This window comes from Kocuria marina, from assembly GCA_014652975.1.
GTDB classification, from domain to species: Bacteria; Actinomycetota; Actinomycetes; order Actinomycetales; family Micrococcaceae; genus Kocuria; species Kocuria marina.
The window spans coordinates 67,088-83,574 of record BMZV01000001.1; the positions used below are offsets into that span (position 1 = coordinate 67,088).

General features: G+C 71.0%; 13 protein-coding genes, 1 tRNA gene and 1 pseudogene. 2 read left to right on the top strand and 13 right to left on the bottom strand.

The features are described from left to right. Positions 1-75 precede the first annotated feature (75 nt). Positions 76-1,383: pseudogene (locus tag IE157_RS00335) on the top strand (carboxylesterase family protein); the annotation flags it as partial. A gap of 23 nt (positions 1,384-1,406) precedes the next feature. Here IE157_RS00335 and IE157_RS00340 read toward each other — a convergent pair. The 10 genes from IE157_RS00340 to IE157_RS00385 form a co-directional block, all read right to left on the bottom strand. Then, positions 1,407-1,607, bottom strand: coding sequence for a helix-turn-helix transcriptional regulator (locus IE157_RS00340; RefSeq protein ID WP_064846036.1), 201 nt, complete (start codon positions 1,605-1,607; stop codon positions 1,407-1,409). Next, entirely contained in the window at positions 1,607-2,041 is a 435-nt protein-coding gene (locus IE157_RS00345) for a hypothetical protein (RefSeq protein WP_193518817.1), read from the bottom strand. Before IE157_RS00345 ends, IE157_RS00340 begins: the two co-directional genes overlap by 1 nt. Positions 2,042-2,124: 83 nt before the next feature. Next, positions 2,125-2,742 (bottom strand): mismatch-specific DNA-glycosylase, encoded by a 618-nt coding sequence (locus IE157_RS00350; RefSeq protein WP_193518818.1) that lies wholly within the window; start codon positions 2,740-2,742, stop codon positions 2,125-2,127. 245 nt (positions 2,743-2,987) lie between these two features. Continuing rightward, entirely contained in the window at positions 2,988-3,896 is a 909-nt protein-coding gene (locus IE157_RS00355; protein WP_193518819.1) for an EamA family transporter, read from the bottom strand. A 35-nt stretch (positions 3,897-3,931) separates the two neighbouring features. Next, positions 3,932-4,762 carry a tryptophan-rich sensory protein gene (locus IE157_RS00360; protein WP_193518820.1) on the bottom strand — a complete coding sequence of 277 codons (831 nt, stop codon included), beginning with the start codon at positions 4,760-4,762 and terminating at the stop codon, positions 3,932-3,934. Between the two features lie 139 nt (positions 4,763-4,901). Continuing rightward, positions 4,902-5,723, bottom strand: coding sequence for an alpha/beta fold hydrolase (locus IE157_RS00365; RefSeq protein WP_098054159.1), 822 nt, complete (start codon positions 5,721-5,723; stop codon positions 4,902-4,904). A gap of 112 nt (positions 5,724-5,835) precedes the next feature. Next, positions 5,836-6,036 carry a DUF3072 domain-containing protein gene (locus tag IE157_RS12745; protein ID WP_231885531.1) on the bottom strand — a complete coding sequence of 67 codons (201 nt, stop codon included), beginning with the start codon at positions 6,034-6,036 and terminating at the stop codon, positions 5,836-5,838. A gap of 276 nt (positions 6,037-6,312) precedes the next feature. Then, the gene (gene selB, locus IE157_RS00375; RefSeq protein WP_193518821.1) at positions 6,313-8,100 is read right to left on the bottom strand and encodes a selenocysteine-specific translation elongation factor; all 1,788 of its coding nucleotides are present in this window, start codon (positions 8,098-8,100) and stop codon (positions 6,313-6,315) included. Further along, positions 8,100-9,407 (bottom strand): L-seryl-tRNA(Sec) selenium transferase, encoded by a 1,308-nt coding sequence (selA, locus tag IE157_RS00380; protein ID WP_193518822.1) that lies wholly within the window; start codon positions 9,405-9,407, stop codon positions 8,100-8,102. The genes selB and selA overlap by 1 nt, the downstream gene beginning before the upstream one ends. Before the next feature lie 41 nt (positions 9,408-9,448). After that, positions 9,449-9,543, bottom strand: a tRNA-Sec gene (locus IE157_RS00385). 83 nt (positions 9,544-9,626) lie between these two features. Between IE157_RS00385 and selD the strand changes: the two genes are divergently transcribed. After that, entirely contained in the window at positions 9,627-10,670 is a 1,044-nt protein-coding gene (selD, locus tag IE157_RS00390; protein WP_193518823.1) for a selenide, water dikinase SelD, read from the top strand. Positions 10,671-10,791: 121 nt separating this feature from the next. Here selD and nrfD read toward each other — a convergent pair whose 3' ends face one another. From nrfD to fdh, 3 genes are read right to left on the bottom strand one after another with little or no spacing between them, the layout of a single operon-like run. Further along, a complete protein-coding gene (gene nrfD, locus IE157_RS00395; RefSeq protein ID WP_064846027.1) occupies positions 10,792-11,892 on the bottom strand; it encodes an NrfD/PsrC family molybdoenzyme membrane anchor subunit in 1,101 nt (366 codons plus the stop codon). After that, positions 11,889-12,968, bottom strand: coding sequence for a 4Fe-4S dicluster domain-containing protein (locus IE157_RS00400; RefSeq protein WP_035965484.1), 1,080 nt, complete (start codon positions 12,966-12,968; stop codon positions 11,889-11,891). The genes nrfD and IE157_RS00400 overlap by 4 nt, the downstream gene beginning before the upstream one ends. An 11-nt stretch (positions 12,969-12,979) precedes the next feature. Then, complete coding sequence (gene fdh, locus IE157_RS00405; protein WP_193518824.1) at positions 12,980-16,360, bottom strand: formate dehydrogenase; 3,381 nt, start codon at positions 16,358-16,360, stop codon at positions 12,980-12,982. Positions 16,361-16,487: the final 127 nt, after the last annotated feature.

Here is a 16,487-nt window from a genome sequence, read left to right on the forward strand (position 1 = left end):
CGCACCGCCCCGCCCCCGTCCGACGACGCCGTCCCACCCCCGTGCGAAGCACCCACCGCACCCCGGTGGGACGCACCGTGCGGGCGGATCATCGGATGGCGGGACGGCCCCGTGGATCGTGCCACCGGGATCCGGTACGCGACCGCGGGGCGCTTCGAACAACCGACGCCCGTAGCGGCGTCGTCCGCCGAAATCCACGCGACGGACCCGGCGCCCGCGTGCCCGCAACCGCCCATGCCGTTCCTGGACGACGTCGTGGGCAGCAACATCGGCGCGCTGCCCCAGGACGAGGACTGCTTGCGCGTGTCCGTCACAGTGCCCGCGAACACGCCGCCGGACGCCGGGCTGCCCGTGATGGTGTGGATCCACGGCGGGTCGTACGCGTCCGGGGCGGGAGACGCGCCGTTCTACGACCCGCGCGCGCTCGTGAGCGAACAGCGCGTGGTCGTGGTGAACGTGACGTACCGACTGGGGCTGCTCGGTTTCCTGGGCGACGGCGCGGACATCCCCGCCAACCTCGGGTTACTGGACATGATCGCCGCCCTGCGCTGGACGCGCGAGAACATCGCCGCGTTCGGCGGCGACCCGGCCAACGTCACGGCGTTCGGTCAGTCCGCGGGCGGGGACGCCGTCGCGCACCTCATGATCGCCGACGGCGCTCGGGGCCTGTTCCGCCGTGCCGTCATCCAGAGCGCGCCGTTCGGCCTATTGGCCGGGCGCGCCAGGATGAGCGAGCTCATGGCCACGACCGCGAGCACGCTGGCCCGGGACGCGTCGCTCGACGACATCCGCTCGATGCAGCAGCGCGTGGCCAAGGCCGCCACGCGGTTCGGACTCAAGGGCCAGATGCCGTTCGGACTGCAGTACGGCCACGACCCGCTGCCGCCGGAATCCGAACTGGACCGGCACTGGCGCGAGGCCGCCCCACACGTGGAGGTCCTCGTGGGCAACACGACCCGCGAAGCCGCGCTGTTCACCGCGCGCATCCCCCCGCTACTCCGGCGGATGAACCACCCCCGCAAATCCCGCGGCGTGGAGCGGATCCTGATCAGCCCGTTCACCCAGCGGCTCTACGGCCGGGGTGCCCGCCGGTTCGCGCAACGCCATGTCCGCTCGGGTGGCACGGGCGCACGCTACGAGTTCTCGTGGGGTGTGGGGCGCAGCCCGATCGCCGCGGCGCACATCTCCGAGCTGCCCCTGCTCTTCCCTGGCCCGGCATGGGAGCGCACCCCCATGGTCGAGGGACACACGTGGGCGGACGTTCTCGCCGACGGCGCTCGCTTGCGTCGCGCGTGGGCGGACTTCGCGCGGGGCGAGCCCGTCACGAGTGATTCCCGCGCGGGGCTGCGGGTATTCCCGCCGGATACGGGTCGTGCCGTCTGAACCGGGTGGCTCGAGAACACGGGTCACTCGACGGCGTCGGGCGTGAACAGGTCCTCGATCCGACATTCGAACACGGCGGCGAGCCGGAACGCCAACGGGAGGCTGGGGTCGAACCGGCCGCGCTCGATCGAGATCACGGTCTGGCGGGAGACGCCCAGCAATTGCGCGAGGTGGGCCTGCGACCACGACCGGTCTCCCCTCCGCTCCGCGATCCGGTTGTCCACTAGGCCCCTCGCCTGTTGAGTACCGCGTAGCGGATGGCGGCATCAGCCATGACGAACACGAGCAACAGCACCAGGAGGGCCGATCCCGCGATCTCGAATTGCGTGAGGGCCAGGACGACGCAGCCCAGCCCAGCCACCACCAGGAAGTCGTGGAAGGCGCCCGAGGCCGCCTTCTCGTACCACTGGCCCTCCACGTTGTCCTCCGCGTGGGGATCGGACTTCACCGTGTACCGGGAGACGAACACGAACCAGGACAGGGCGAACATGGGCCCGGCGGTGCACACCGCGAAGATGACGAACGCCATGATCCGGTTCTCATCGGAGAACCATGCGGCCACGCCACCCAGCGCCGCCGCGGCGAGCGCACCGGTGATGAGCATGGTGACATAGGCGGACGGGGGCGCCTCCATCCGGCGCTCTGCTCGAGTGGTCATGACTGCGATCCCTTCACCCGGTCGGAGCGGGGATACCGTTCCAAATGTCGATGGCTACAGTCAAGTGTGCTTGACACCCGATGTCAAGGGTGTTTGACATCCCGAGGTTCAACGCTTCGAGGGGTGTCCTCCGGGTCGACGGCGATGCCCGCGGCGCGGGCGATGTCACCGTAGATCCGCGCGAGGTCGTCCAGGGAGCTGTGGGCGTTGAGACCGCTGGGGTTGGGTGCCACGAACAGTTCGATGCCCGGCCACGGTGAATCCTGCCGCCCCGTGACGGCCTTGGGGCGGTCGAAGGCCGCGCGGTACGCGGTGATGCCGAGCACCGCGACCACGGCGGGATGCTCCGCGCGGACCAGTCGGTCCAGCCGCTGTGCCCCCTCGTGGAACTCCTCCGCGGTGAGCTCATCCGCCCGCGCAGTGGCCCGGGGACACACGTTGCTGATCCCGATCCCCCGGTCGGTCAGTTGCGCCAGCTCCTCCGGGACGTAGCCGTCGGCGGCGTTGATCAGGGCCGGGGTGATCCCCGCGCGGTGCAGCGCCGGGTAGAACCGGTTACCCGGCCGGGCGAAGTGCGCACCGGTCGCGGCGGTCCACAGCCCCGGGTTGATACCCACGAACAACAGCCGCAACGGCTGGGGCAGCAGATCCGGGACAGTGCGATCCCGGTAGGAGTCGAGTTCGGCGCGTGAGAATCCCATGGTGGATCATGCTAGGCCGCAGCACCGACGGCCCGGATGGATGCCGGAACACAGCTGGCGCACTCGGAGCAGAACGTCCCTCCGTCGAGTCGGGGGGCGCGGCTTGACCACGCCTCCAGCGAAGCCGACAGCGCGGCGGGAACATGCTCCTTCGATGACGCGGAGCGGGCAGCGCTGCAGGAACCCACCCCTCCGACGACACAGCCCGGAGCGGCGGGAGCGGGCCGGGTCGGAACCAGCGCGCGTCATGTCCCCGGCGGCGTCGGCCCCGTGGATGGCAGACGCCCCGTGCGCACGGCCGCCGCACCGGCGAGGATCACAAGGCCCATCCCGATGATCTCCGCAGGGCCCAGCACCTGCCCCAGGATCACCCACCCCACGAGCGCGGCCACGGCCGGTGCCAGACTCACCAGGATCGAGAACGTCTCGGCGGCCAACCTGCGCAGTGACGCGAGTTCGAGGGCGTAGGGCAGCGCCGAGGACAGCAACGCCACCGCGAGCCCCACGAGCAACACGCGCGGCTCGAGCAGCGCCGCTCCACCGCTCGCGATCCCGAAGGGCGCCGCGAGTACCGCGCCCACCACCATGGCCCACGCGAGCCCCTCGGTCCCCGGGAAGCTGCGCCCCGCCTGCCGGGACATCAGGATGTACACGGCCCACATCGCGGCCGCAGCCATGGCGAAGAACACACCCGCGAGGTCGGGGACCCCGGAGCCCGGGCCCACACCGCTCAACAGCACGACGCCCGCGAGCGCCAGCGCGGCCCACAGCACCCCGCTCCACTTCCGGGACAGCACCACGGACAGCGCGAGCGGGCCGAGCAGTTCGATGGTCACCGCGACCCCGAGCGGCAATCGCGCAATGGCCTGGTAGATCAGCAGGTTCATCCCACCGAGGGCCACCCCGAAGGCGAGCACGACCCCGATCGTGTGCCGCGTGAGCCCCGCCGGGGAAGGTCGTACGACGGCGCACAACACCACCGCGGCAATGACCAGTCGCAGGAACACGGCGCCCGTGGCACCCACGTGGTCGAACAGGCCCACGGCGATCGCCGCGCCCGTCTGCGTGACGAACGCCGCGGCGACCACGAGCAGCACGCCCTGCGCGGACGAACCACCGCTCTCGCGGGCCGTCGGGGAGGTCGAGGGATTCACGGCGTCCACGCTACGCGGTGCGCCGCGATGCCGGGTCAGCTCGCGACGACGCCGCTGCGCTCGCGTCCCGCGCGGGTGTCGAGTGCCCGGGTGCCCCGGTTGCGATCCCGGGCCAAGGCGATGATCCAGATCAGCAGGATCACGGCCGCGAGGCCGAACGCCGCGGTCCCCACGAACTGGGACGCGGGTTCACCGGAGGTGCGGGCCACCCCGATCCACACGAGTGCCCACACCACGGCCGCGGCCACGGTGAAACGCGGACCCAGGAGCCGGGCGTAGACGGCGGTGAGGAGCACGGCGACCACGAGGACCGCCACGGCGATCCACTCGTCCGCGGTGCCCCCGGAGCCCCAGCCCTCGGCGGTACCGGCGGCGGCCACATTGGTCGTTGCCGCGGCGGTGACCCAGCCCAGATACAGACCGAACGTGCCGTCCACGATCACGCGTCCCACCAGGGTGGTGTGCGGGTGCTCGTGCAGTCGCTTGACCAGCACACCCAGGACCACGGCGAGCGCGAGGATCACCAGCACGCTGAGCCACAGCCAACCGCCCTGGATCACGAGCAGCCACGCGGCGTTGAGCACCATGGACACCCCGGCGAGCCAGCCGATCCGGCGCTCCCGGGTGGTCTCGGCCACGCTGGGCAGCCACTGCCGCACGGTGTATAGGAACAGGCCCACGTAGATCACGGACCAGATGGAGAACGCGGTGCCCGCCGGGGCGATCAGGGTCGCGTCCGAGTCCAGGGCCCCGCCGGCGGTGTTCGCCACCGAGGTCCCGATCACCCCGACTCCCACGAGTGTCCCGACGATGCAGAACACCCCGCTCAGGGTCACGAAGATTCTGCGGCCGAGGTCGGAGTGCATCCGGGGTGCTCCTTTGGTCGTGGAGTGTCAACCCTACCGACCGCGGCGGTGCCGCCCTCGCGTGTTAACCGCGGGTTCGCGGCATCAGTACGTCCTCGAGCCAGGAGCGGGCCGCGCGGATCGGCGGCACCGCGCGGGATCAGCGCTCCGCGAGCAGGAACGTGCGTAGCGCGGAGATGACCTCGTCCGGGCGGTCCGCGTGCACCCAGTGGCTCGCGCCGCGCACCGTGATCCGCACGGTTCGCGGGAACAGCGCGCGCATCGCGGGGACGTCGCTGTCCTGGACGTAGTCGGAACGCTCCCCCGCGATCCACAGGACGGGCCCCGTGAAGGTGCGCCCGGCGACGTCGTCCGAGGGCCAGTCCCCGATGACACCCAGCTCGGCGTGGAGCAGACCCAGGTTGGGCTGCCACCCGAAACCACCGTCCCGGTGGCGCAGGTTCTGGAGGAGGAAACCGCGCACGTGGTCCTCGGGGATCTCGGGGCGCAGCGCGGCGTTGGCCTGGGAGCGGTGGGTGACGTCGCTCAGGTCCAGGCGCTGCAGGGCGTCCAGCAGGTGCTCGAACTCGCCCCGCCCGGCACCGGACTCCTGCGCGCCCACCGGGGAGATGTCCACGACCACGAGCCGGCGGACCAGCTCCGGGTGGCGCAGGGCCAGGATCATGGCGACCTTACCGCCCATCGAGTGGCCCACGACGTCCACGGGACCGTCCGCGGCGAAGGACTCGCGCAGCTCGGCGGCCACGGTGTCGGCCATGTCCGCGTAGCCGAACTCGTCCGTCCACGCGGAGTCCCCGTGATTGGGCAGGTCCACGAGCAGACTGCGGAACTCGGGTCGCAATCCCTTGGCGATGTTCGTGAAGTTCTTGCCGCGGCCGAAGAGCCCGTGCAGGAACACGACGCGATGCGCGCCGTCTCCCACGAGCGTGGTCTTCACGAGGGGTTTCTGGTCCTGGGGCACGGGCCCAATCTACTGTGCGCGCCCACCGCGCCCCAAAGCGGACACCGCCCCGCACGCGGCGTGGATGCCGGGTACGGGGCGGTGGATCCGGGACGTCCCGGATGAGGACGGATCAGTTCTGCGAGCCCTTGAGCCGTTCGATGTGCTGGGACGCCTCCGCCTTGGTGAGATCCGCGGGCAGTTCCTCCCCGGCCTGCTTGGCGAGGGTGTCCAGGTAGGACTTCTGGGACGCGGTCATGGGCTCATCGCCGCTGACCCAGGTCGAGGGGTCCTTCTCGAGGGACGAGTCCTGAGCGTCACCGGTCGCACCGATGGTCTCGCCCTGGGGCGCGCCATTGGTCTCTCCCTGCGGAACGCCGTTGGCGGCCTGGTCGGGCAGGGCACCGTCCGGGGTGCCGTTCTCGAGCGGGGGCTGTCCGCCCTGGGGGTCCTGTGCGGGGGTTTCGGTCATGACTGCTCCTTCGCTGGGTCTCGCGCCGGATCACCGGATGTCGTGGTGTCGACGTTAGCCCCCGCTCCGCCTCCCCGCGAGGATGTTTCGCTCACGGCGCGCAAGGTCCCACCGCTCGTACCGATCCGCAGCGGGTGTTCACCGCACGATGCTGCGGTTGCTCCCGTCCTCGCGCCGCGTCCAGCCCTTGGCGTCCAGGTGTTCGAGCAGCGGTACGGCCACCCGGCGCGTGGTGCCCCACGCCTGCCGCGCCTGGCTCGTGGTGAAAGGCTGGGGCAGCCGCGCGAGCTCGCGCATCGCAAGCGCGGGCGCGGTGGGCAACAGGACGACGTCGCCGGGTAACCGCAGCACCCGACCGAGCCGCTGCGCCGCCGCGAGTTCCCTCGGGCCGAGGCGCAGCTCCTGCAGTTCGTACGCCTCGGGCGCCGCGAACGGCTCCGCGCGCAAGCGCTTCTCGAGCGCGGCGATCGCCGCCTCCGCGGTGCCGAGCCCACCGCCGCGACCGGGGACCGTGATGTACCCGTCCCGTTCCGTGAGCTGCGCCCGGGCCACGACTGTGTCCAGGAGCCGACCGCCCGGTTCGCCGAGCGCTGTGCGGGCCGCGCCTCGGGGCAGTCCCGGGGCCAGGGGGTCGCGCTCGTGCGCGGCCTCGACCGCCGCTCGCAACTGCGTGGCCCACTCCGTGAGCCGGGGCACGTGGATCCACCATCCGTCCGCCACCACGACGTCGCCGGAGGGCGTCTCGTCCGCCGCGAACCCCAGCAGCCGCAACCGCTCGGTGCTCACCGCCCCGTACTTGACGGTTTCCGCCACGGGGTCGCCGTGGTCGGCGATGCCCGCGAGCCGAGCGGCCTCCCGGGCGGCCGCACCGCGCCGGTCCAAGGTGGGCGGGTCGACGTCGAGCACACGTGCACCCCCGACCGCGACCTGCGCCCCGGGACTGCGCAGCACGAGCCGGTCCCCCGGCACGAGGGTCATCTCGTGGTCCAGCTGCAATCGGGCGTGATCGGCATTGAGCGGTCGCAACCGAGCGCCCACGCCGGCCGTTCCCGCGTGCACCACGATCTCGGCGGGCAGTTCGTCGAACGGAGCACCCCGCTCACGGCGGACCCCGATGACGCCCGCGCTCGGCCACGCGTCCGGGGTCACGAGCACGTCCCCACGGTGGATCGCGTCCTTGCTCGTGCCCCGCAGGTTCACGGCCACGCGGTGGGTGGGTCCGATCCGCGCCACGGAATCATTCTGACTCTGGATCGAGCGCACGGTGACCACTTGCTTTCCCGCTCGACCGCGCAGGGTCAACCGGTCACCCGTGTGCAGGGTCCCGGCGGTCAGGGTCCCGGTGATCACGGTCCCGGCACCGGAAATCGTGAAGGCCCGATCGATCCACAACCGGATCCTGGCGTCCGGGTCCGGGCCGGGCACGCGGGAGAGCACCGCGTCCAGCGTGTCCCGGAACTCGTCGAGTCCGGTTCCCTTCCGCGCCGAGACGGCCACGGCGGGAGCGTCCGCGAGACCCGTGTGGGCGAGCTCCGCGCGCGCCCGCGCCACGACGTCGGCCACTCGCTCCGGAGCCCGATCCGCCTTGGTCACCACGATCATCCCGTACTCAATCCCGAGAGCAGCGACCGCATCCCGGTGGTCGCGGGACTGGGCCTGCCAGCCCTCGTCCGCGGCCACCACGAAGCACACCACCGGAGCCGGGCCCACACCGGCAAGCATGTTGCCCAGGAACCGCTCGTGCCCGGGGACGTCCACGAACGCCACATGCCTCCCCGAGGGCAGCTCGGTCCACGCGAACCCGAGGTCGATCGTGAGCCCGCGTCGCTTCTCCTCGTCCCACCGGTCCGGTTCGATCCCCGTGAGTGCTCGGACCAGGGTGGACTTGCCGTGGTCCACGTGACCGGCCGTGGCCACGACGTACATCAGCCCACCTCCGCGAGCGCCGCGCGCACGGCGGCGAGCAGGTCGGTGTCCCGCTCCTCGGGGACGCAGCGGGGGTCCACGAGGCACGCGCCGTCGTGCACGCGCGGCAGCACGGCTGGCGTGCCGAGACGCAACGGGCGCGCGGCGGCCTCCGGGAGCCGCACGGCCCAGCCGGGCAGCGGGACACCGGGAGCACCACCCCCACCCACGCGACCATCGTGCTCCACGACGTCGGCCCCCACCGCGGCGGCCAGGGCCTCCGCGCGCTCACGCACGCGCTGCGGGTCCGCGTGCAGGGCGCTCGCGACGGGGGTGGGACCGCCCCGCAGGGTGGCCTCGAGGGCGGCGAGGGTCAGTTTGTCCGCGCGCACGGCCCGGGCCAGCGGGAAGCGCGCAAGGCGGCGGATCGTCTCGGTGCGCCCGAGCAACAGACCCGCCTGGGGCCCGCCGAGCAACTTGTCCCCGCTCGCGATCACGGCGTCCGCGCCGGCCTCGAGCGCTTCCGACAGACTCGGCTCGTGGGGCAGCGCGGGATCCGGCGTGAGCAGGCCGCTACCCACGTCCACCACGAGCGCCACCCCGTGCTCGTCCGCGAGCGCCCGCAGCTCCCCGAGCGGCACCGAGGACGTGAAGCCGTCCACCCGGAAGTTGCTGGGGTGGACCTTGAGGATGCACCCGGTCTCCGGACCCATGGCGTCCCGGTAGTCGGCGCGGTGCGTGCGGTTGGTGGTCCCCACCTCGCGCAGCCGCGCACCCGTGGATTCCATGAGGTCGGACAAGCGGAACCCGGCACCGATCTCCACGAATTCGCCCCGGCTGATCAGGACCTCGCGCCCAGCGGCCAGCGCGGTCGTGGCGAGGACCAACGCCGCGGCACCGTTGTTGACGATCAGCGCATCCTCGGCGGCGGGGCACGCGTCGAGCAGTGCCTGCCGCGCGGCGACACCCCGGCCGGAGCGCTGCCCGGTGGTCAGGTCCAGTTCCACGTCCACGTAGCCGGAGGCGTCCTGCAGGGCCTGGCGGGCGGCATCGGAGAGCGGAGCGCGGCCCAGGTTGGTGTGCACGACCACGCCCGTGGCGTTGAGCACCGGGGTCAATGAAGACGCGCCGCGCGCCGAGAGCTCGGTGACGACGGCGCTCGCGACGTCCTCGGGCGCGATCTCCCCCGCGCGTGCCCGGGCCTGCGCGGCCGTGATCGCGGCCCGCACCGCCGCGGCCCCCAGCCCGGCTCCCACGGACCCGATGCGAGGATCCGCGAGCAACCGGTCGGTACGGGGGATGCGGCTGCGGGGATCCGCTGCACTCACGGCAACTCCTCGGGATCTGTGGCGGGCGAGTGCTCAAAAAGTGGCGGAGGCGGACGGGAATCGAACCCGCCAGACCGAGCTGCTCGGTCTCACCGGTTTTGAAGACCGGGGCGCCCACCAGGACACGTACGCCTCCGGGAGCGAATGTATCACCGCACTCGGACGCCCTCGGTCGTCATGCCTCAGTAGCCTGTCCGTCCCCACTCCTAGACTGGTCGCATGACTTCCGAAGCCGCCCGCCCGTCCACGACCTCGCACCCGTCCGGGACCGGGATCGGCCGTCTCACGAGCTACGCCCACGGCGGTGGCTGCGCCTGCAAGATCCCGCCGGGCGAGCTCGAGGACGCCGTCAAGGGACTCACGGGCCAGAACTCCCCGGACGTCCTCGTGGGCCTGGACGACGGCGACGACGCCGCGGCCGTCCTCGTGCGTCCCGACCTCGCGGTGCTCTCGACCGCCGACTTCTTCACCCCCGTGGTGGACGACGCCCGCGACTGGGGCCGGATCGCCGCGGCGAACGCACTGTCCGACATCTACGCGATGGGCGGGACCCCCGTGGTCGCGATCAACCTCGTGGGCTGGCCCCGTGAACTGCTGCCCATGAGCCTGATGTCCGAGGTGCTGCAGGGCGGCCTGGACGTGGCCGCGCTCGCGGGCTGCCCCGTGATCGGTGGGCACTCGATCGACTCCCCCGAACCCACGTACGGCATGGCGGTCACCGGTACCGCAGATCCCGAACGCCTCATGCGCAACGACGCCGCCCGGCCTGGTCTGCCCATCACCCTGACCAAGCCGATCGGGGTGGGACTACTCAATAACCGGCACAAGACCACGGGCGAGGTGTTCCCCGCCGCGATCGAGACCATGACCGCGCTCAATAAGGATGCGTCTCGCTCAGCCCTTGCGGCCGGGGTGCGTGCGGCCACGGACGTGACCGGTTTCGGTCTGCTGGGCCACCTGTACAAGATGTGCCGGGCCTCCGGGGTGGCCGCCACGCTCGACGCCTCCGCGGTTCCGCTCGTCGACGGCGCCGCGGACGCCCTGCGGGACGGTTTCGTCTCGGGTGGTACCCGCCGCAACCTGGACTGGGTGCGCCCGTTCCTGTCCGCGGGATTGGGAATCACGGAGGACCAGCTGCTCCTGCTCGCGGATGCCCAGACCTCGGGCGGACTGCTCGTGGTCGGGGAGGTCCCCGGCTATCCCGTGATCGGGGAGACCACCGAGGTTCCCGCCGACGGCGACGCGCTCATCACCGTGCGCTGAGCGCGTCGTTCAACTCAACCCATTGCGCGAACCGTTCATCCGACCGGTTGCGAGACGGCCTGCGCGGTCGTCCCGGGCATGTGTTCGCACGTGAGCGGGGCAGCCCCCCGCCACGGCAGACTCAACCGGCGGTCGTGATCGAATCGTCGATGATCCCGGCGGCGCGGCGCTTCTCGAGCCGGTTGCGCTGCGGGATCACGGTGTACCGGGGGTCCTTCACGGATTCCTTGCCGGCCCAGAACACACCCCAGCGCGTGAGCGCGGAGGACGTCATGAGGGCGAGCCCCGAGGCTGCGGCGACCCAGCGGCGTCGTCCGCCAAGCAGAACGCCCGCGCCACCGATGACCGACAGCCGTTCGCTCCACGTGAGCCACGCACCGGGCTTGCCCTGTTCGAGCGGCTCCACGGAGACGGGGTCCATGGCGCCCTTCATGACGTGCATGGCCGCGAGCTCCCCCGCGACCCCGGCCACCGCGAAGAACCGCGCGGGACCGGTCTCCGCCACGGGCGTGGTCACGAGCGCAAAGCCCCCGGACGCCAAGGACGCCGAGCTGACGAACACGAACGGCAGGTGCGCGTGCATCTCGTGCCATGTGGGCACTGCGGTGTCCCCGAGCAGCACGGCGGTGTAGGCCGCGAGCGGCGCTCCGAGAACGCCGGAGGCCACGCTCGTGGGCAGCTCGAGCGCGTGCAGCACCGGGCGCAGGGGGCCGAGCGGGAGGCGTTCATCCGTCATCCGGTCCACCTCGATCGCGGCGGCCACGCCCGCGTTGGTCGCGAAACCCGCAAGCAACCACGAACCCAGGCTCATGGGCGAGGTGGGCTTGACCGTGCGCATCATGTGCAGGAACCGTTCGGGGCGCCCGAGGTCCGCGACGAGCGCCACGGTCCCGAGGCTCGCCGCTCCCAGTGCACCCAGGCGACCGTTGCGACGCAGTGCGGGCCGGTCCGTGAGGTAGCCGCCCAGGGACAGCAGCGCGGAACCACCCGCGAGACCGCCCAGGAAGAGGTAGGACGCGATCTTGGAGTCCCACGGCGGGGCCTTGACGATCGGGCGGCCGTAGTAGGACGTGAACTCGGGCTCCGGCACCACGGGCACTTCGCGGGAACCGTCACCGCCACCGCGGCGGAAGGCTCCCCCGCCCGGGGTGCGGTTCTTGCGGCGTCGTTTGCCGCGCGGCTCCTGCGGCGGACGGTAGGCGTCGTACGGGGAAATGCTCATGAGCGATCACCCGCCGTGAACGCGACCGCGCCGAGCGCCAGCATGCCCACCATGGCCATGCCCGCACGCTTGAACATGCGCGGCAGGTCCGCCGTGGGGACGCGGGGATCCGGCGGCAGGCCGTACACCTCGGGCTCGTCGAGCAGCAGGAAGATGGACCCGGTTCCGCCCACGCCGTCCTTGGGGTTGGCGCCGTAGAGCCGCGCCTCGGTCTTGCCCTGCTCGTGCAACTGGGCGACGCGCTTCTGGGCCGACTCGAGCATGGTCTCGCGCTCGCCGTACTTGATGGACGTGGTGGGGCACGCCTGCGCGCACGCCGGGGTCTGGTCGTCCTTCATACGGTCGTAGCACAGCGTGCACTTCTGGGCGATCCCGTCCTGGGGGACCTTCACAGTGTCCGGCATGGGTGCCGCACCGCGCTGGGTCTTGGGCTCCACGAGACCGTCGTCGCGGCGCTCGATCACGCCGAACGGACAGCCGGCCACGCACGTACCGCAGCCGTTGCAGATGTCCTCCTGGACCACCACGGTGCCGTACTCGGTGCGCAACAACGCGCCCGTGGGGCACACGTCCAAACACCCGGCGTGGGTGCAGTGCTTGCACACGTCCGAGGACATGAGCCACCGGAAGTCCGGGGTGTCCAGGACCGGGGAGTCGCCGTCCTGCGCGGTGGATGCGCCGCCGGTCGTGGCCGCGCTCCCGCACCCCCCTCCCCCGGACGAGCACCCGCAGCCACCGGACGCGGGTTCAGCCGACGACGACGCCGCGGGCGGACCCACGCGGGGCATCCCCAGGTCCACGAGCGCCCGCCCGGATTCCCGGGCCTGCTCGATGCGGTCCCGCGACTGCTCGATGAATGCCACGTGCCGCCACGTGTCCGCGCCCAGGCCGCCCGTGTTGTCGTACGAGGAACCCAGCAGCTCGTAGTCGGAGTCCGCGGGGTTGCGGTTCCACTCCTTGCACGCGACCTCGCACGCCTTGCACCCGATGCAGATGGAGGTGTCCGTGAAGAACCCGCGGCGCTCGTGCGGATGATCCCAGTGGGAGTCGTCCGCGAACCTGTCAGTGGGTGTCATCCGATCCGTGCTCACTCGTCCTCTTCCCGTTCCCGCACCGCGGTGCCGGCTCCTCGGGCCGTGGAACGCCCCGCGGACTGGCCCTCGCCGTGGGGACGCTTCGGATCCTCGTTCAGTTCCCGCTGCGGATCGGTGATCCGCTCGTTGCCGGTCCGGACGGTGAGCCCGGCCCGCTCCTGGTACTCCTCGATGAGCGCGATGCGTTCGGCACCGCGCGGCCGGCGGCCGGGGCGGATGTCGCACGAACCCGTCTTGAAGTTCTGGATCTGGACGTTCGGGTCCAGGGTGATCCCCAACAGGTCGTTGGCGGCGTCACCGCTGACCACGGCGTCCTTGCCCACGGCCCAGTGATAGGGCAGCCCGATCTGGTGCACGGTCTGCCCGCCCACCCGCAGCGGCGTCATCCGGTCGGTCACCAGGACCTTGACCTCGATGGCCGAGCGCGGCGAGATGATCGTGGCCCATCCAAAGGGCTCCAACCCTTGCTGTTCGGCGAGCTCCGGGGAGATCTCGCAGAACGCCTCGGGCTGCAGTTCGGACAGGTACGGCAACCAGCGGCTCATGCCACCGGCGGTGTGGTGCTCGGTCAGCCGGTACGTGGTGAACACGTACGGGTAGACCTCGCTGCCGGGCGCGCCCGCACTCGGCGCGGAGAGGTTGTCCTTGCGGGGGAACATCACGCGGGCCGGGTTCTGCTGCTGCGAGTACAGCGCATTGGCCACCGGCGACTCCTGGGGCTCGTAGTGGGTGGGCATGGGCCCGTCCACGAGACCCTTGGGGGCGTACAGCCACCCCTTGCCGTCCGCCTGCATGATGAACGGGTCGTCGCCGTGCAGCGAGGCCGCGCCACCGAGCTCCGGGTCAGGCCGCGCGCCGGGATCCTTGTCCACCGGGAAGTCGGGCACGTCCTTGCCGGTCCAGCGCCCGGACTCCTCGTCCCACCACACGAGCTTCTTCCGCTCGCTCCACGGCTTGCCCTGGGGGTCCGCCGAGGCGCGGTTGTAGAGGATCCGTCGGTTCGCGGGCCACGCCCACGCCCACTTGGAGGCGATCTCGTCCTGCTCCCGCCCGGGCACACGATCGGCGGCGTGGTTGATCCCGTCCGCGTAGATGCCGGTGTAGACCCAGCACCCGCCGGACGTGCTGCCGTCCGCCTTCATCTGGGTGTAGGAGGACAGCGGCTTCCCGGCATCGGGGCCGGTCTCGAACCGGCCGTTGATCTCCGCGAGCACGCTCTCGGGATCCGGTTCGCCTTCCTCGGTCAGCGGGTAGTCCCACGTGAGGTCCAGCAGGGGCCGGTCGCGGGGATCCGTGGACTCCGCCAACCGGCTGCGCAGTCGCCGGCCCAGGTCGTAGAAGAAGTCCAGCTCGCTCTGCGCGTCACCCGGCGGGGAGACCGCCTGGTGGCGCCACTGCACGAGGCGCTGGGTCTGCGTGAACGATCCCGACTTCTCCACGTGGGTGGCCGCCGGCATGAAGAACACCTCGGTCTGGATGTCCTCGGTCTTCAGCTCCCCGGACTCGATCTCCGGTCCGTCCTTCCACCACGTGGCGGATTCGATCATGTTCAGGTCGCGCACCACGAGCCACTTGAGGTGGGACATGGCCGTGCGCTGCATGCGCCCGTTGGACGATCCCACCGCGGGGTTCTGCCCCAGCAGGAAGTACCCGTCCACCTTGTCCTCGAGCATGGCCATCAGGGTCTGGTACGTCCCGTGCGGACCGTTGATCCGCGGCATGTAGTGGTACGCCCAGTCGTTGTCGTCGCGCGCGGCGTCCCCCCACCATGCCTTGAGCAAGTTCACGGTGTAGGCGTCCGCGTCAGCCCAGTAGCCCTTCTGCGTCTTGGAACCGATCGTGCCCAGGTACTCGGTGAGCGAATCGGACTCGACCGAGGGCATGGGCAGGTAACCCGGCAGCAGGTTGAACAGCGTGGGGATGTCCGTGGAGCCCTGGATGGACGCGTGCCCGCGCAGTGCCATGACGCCCCCGCCGGGACGACCCACGTTGCCGAGCAGCAACTGCAGGATCGCGGCCGTGCGGATGAACTGCGCGCCCAGCGTGTGGTGGGTCCACCCCACGGCGTACGCGAAGCACGTGGTGCGCTCGCGTCCCGAGTTCTCGGTCACGGCACGGGCCAGGTACTCGAAGTCCGCGGCGGAGATGCCGCACACCTCCTCGACCTTCTCCGGCGTGTAGCGCGAGAAGTGGCGCTTCAGGATCTGGAAGACCGTGCGGGGGTCCTGCAGGGTCTCGTCGCAGCGCGGTTCGGACGCACCCGTGGGCGCGCCGCCGCTGCCGAACTTGTCGCCGCCGGCTTCCTCGCGTTCCTCGTCGCCCTGTTCGTGCTTGTCGGTGCCGTCACCGGCGTCGTCGTCCTCGTCGTCGTAGGCCCACGACGAGAGGTCGTACGCGCCCTTCTCGACGTCGTAGCCCGAGAAGATCCCGCCGAGGTCCTCGGTGTCCTCGAAGTCCTCGTTGATGATCGTGGCGGCGTTCGTGTAGGACACCACGTAGTCGTGGAACCACAGGTCGTGCGTGAGAACGTAGTTGATCAGCGCACCGAGCAGGGCGATGTCCGAGCCCGCCCGGATGGGGACGTGCTTGTCCGCGACCGCAGAGGTGCGCGTGAAACGCGGATCCACGTGGATGATCTTGGCGCCGCGCGCCTTCGCCTCGGAGACCCACTGGAATCCCACGGGGTGGCACTCGGCCATGTTGGATCCCTGGATCACGATGCAGTCGGCGTTCGCCATGTCCTGCAGCGACTGGGTGGCGCCGCCGCGGCCGTACGAGGTTCCCAGACTGGGAACCGTGGCGGAGTGTCAAATCCGAGCCTGGTTCTCGATCTGCACGGCCCCCGCTGCAGTGAACAGCTTCTTGATCAGGTAGTTCTCTTCGTTGTCCAGCGTGGCGCCGCCCAAGGACGCGATGCCCATGGTGCGGCGCAACGGCCGGCCCTGCTCGTCCGTGTCCTGCCAACCGCGGCGTCGGGCTTCCAGGAAACGATCGGCGATCATGTCGATCGCGGTATCCCGGTCCAGGGGCTGCCACTCGGCGGCACCCGGGGCGCGGTAGAGCACCTGGGTCTGACGGCCCGGGGAGTTCACGAGCTGCTCGCTCGCCGACCCCTTGGGGCACAACCGACCGCGGGAGATCGGGGAATCCGGATCACCCTCGATCTGGACCACGCGCTCGTCCTTGACGTAGACCTTCTGGCCACACCCCACCGCGCAGTACGGGCACACGCTCTGCACCACGCGGTCCGCGCTGCTGGTGCGCGGCGTGATCTCACGCGTGCGCTGTGATTGCACCGCGGAACTGCGGCCGGTGTGATCCCCGGTCCGGAGCTGGCGGATGACCGGCCACTCGAGCGGGCTGAATCGGGACATACCTCAAGAATAGACCGTTTACCGCGCGCGTCCAGGTGTCAGGTGTGTCGCGACGGCGACGACCCGCGCGGCCCTCGCGGCGGCATCGGTCCGGGTCACGCCGGGATTCGGCCCGCACGGCGACGAC

Excerpts from the sequence above, each read along its gene's own strand:
- selD (WP_193518823.1), top strand. The coding sequence starts at position 9,627 with ATGACTTCCGAAGCCGCCCGCCCGTCCACGACCTCGCACCCGTCCGGG.
- nrfD (WP_064846027.1), bottom strand. The coding sequence starts at position 11,892 with ATGAGCATTTCCCCGTACGACGCCTACCGTCCGCCGCAGGAGCCGCGC.
- IE157_RS00345 (WP_193518817.1), bottom strand. The coding sequence starts at position 2,041 with ATGACCACTCGAGCAGAGCGCCGGATGGAGGCGCCCCCGTCCGCCTAT.
- IE157_RS00400 (WP_035965484.1), bottom strand. The coding sequence starts at position 12,968 with ATGACACCCACTGACAGGTTCGCGGACGACTCCCACTGGGATCATCCG.
- IE157_RS00360 (WP_193518820.1), bottom strand. The coding sequence starts at position 4,762 with ATGCACTCCGACCTCGGCCGCAGAATCTTCGTGACCCTGAGCGGGGTG.
- IE157_RS00350 (WP_193518818.1), bottom strand. The coding sequence starts at position 2,742 with ATGGGATTCTCACGCGCCGAACTCGACTCCTACCGGGATCGCACTGTC.
- selB (WP_193518821.1), bottom strand. The coding sequence starts at position 8,100 with ATGTACGTCGTGGCCACGGCCGGTCACGTGGACCACGGCAAGTCCACC.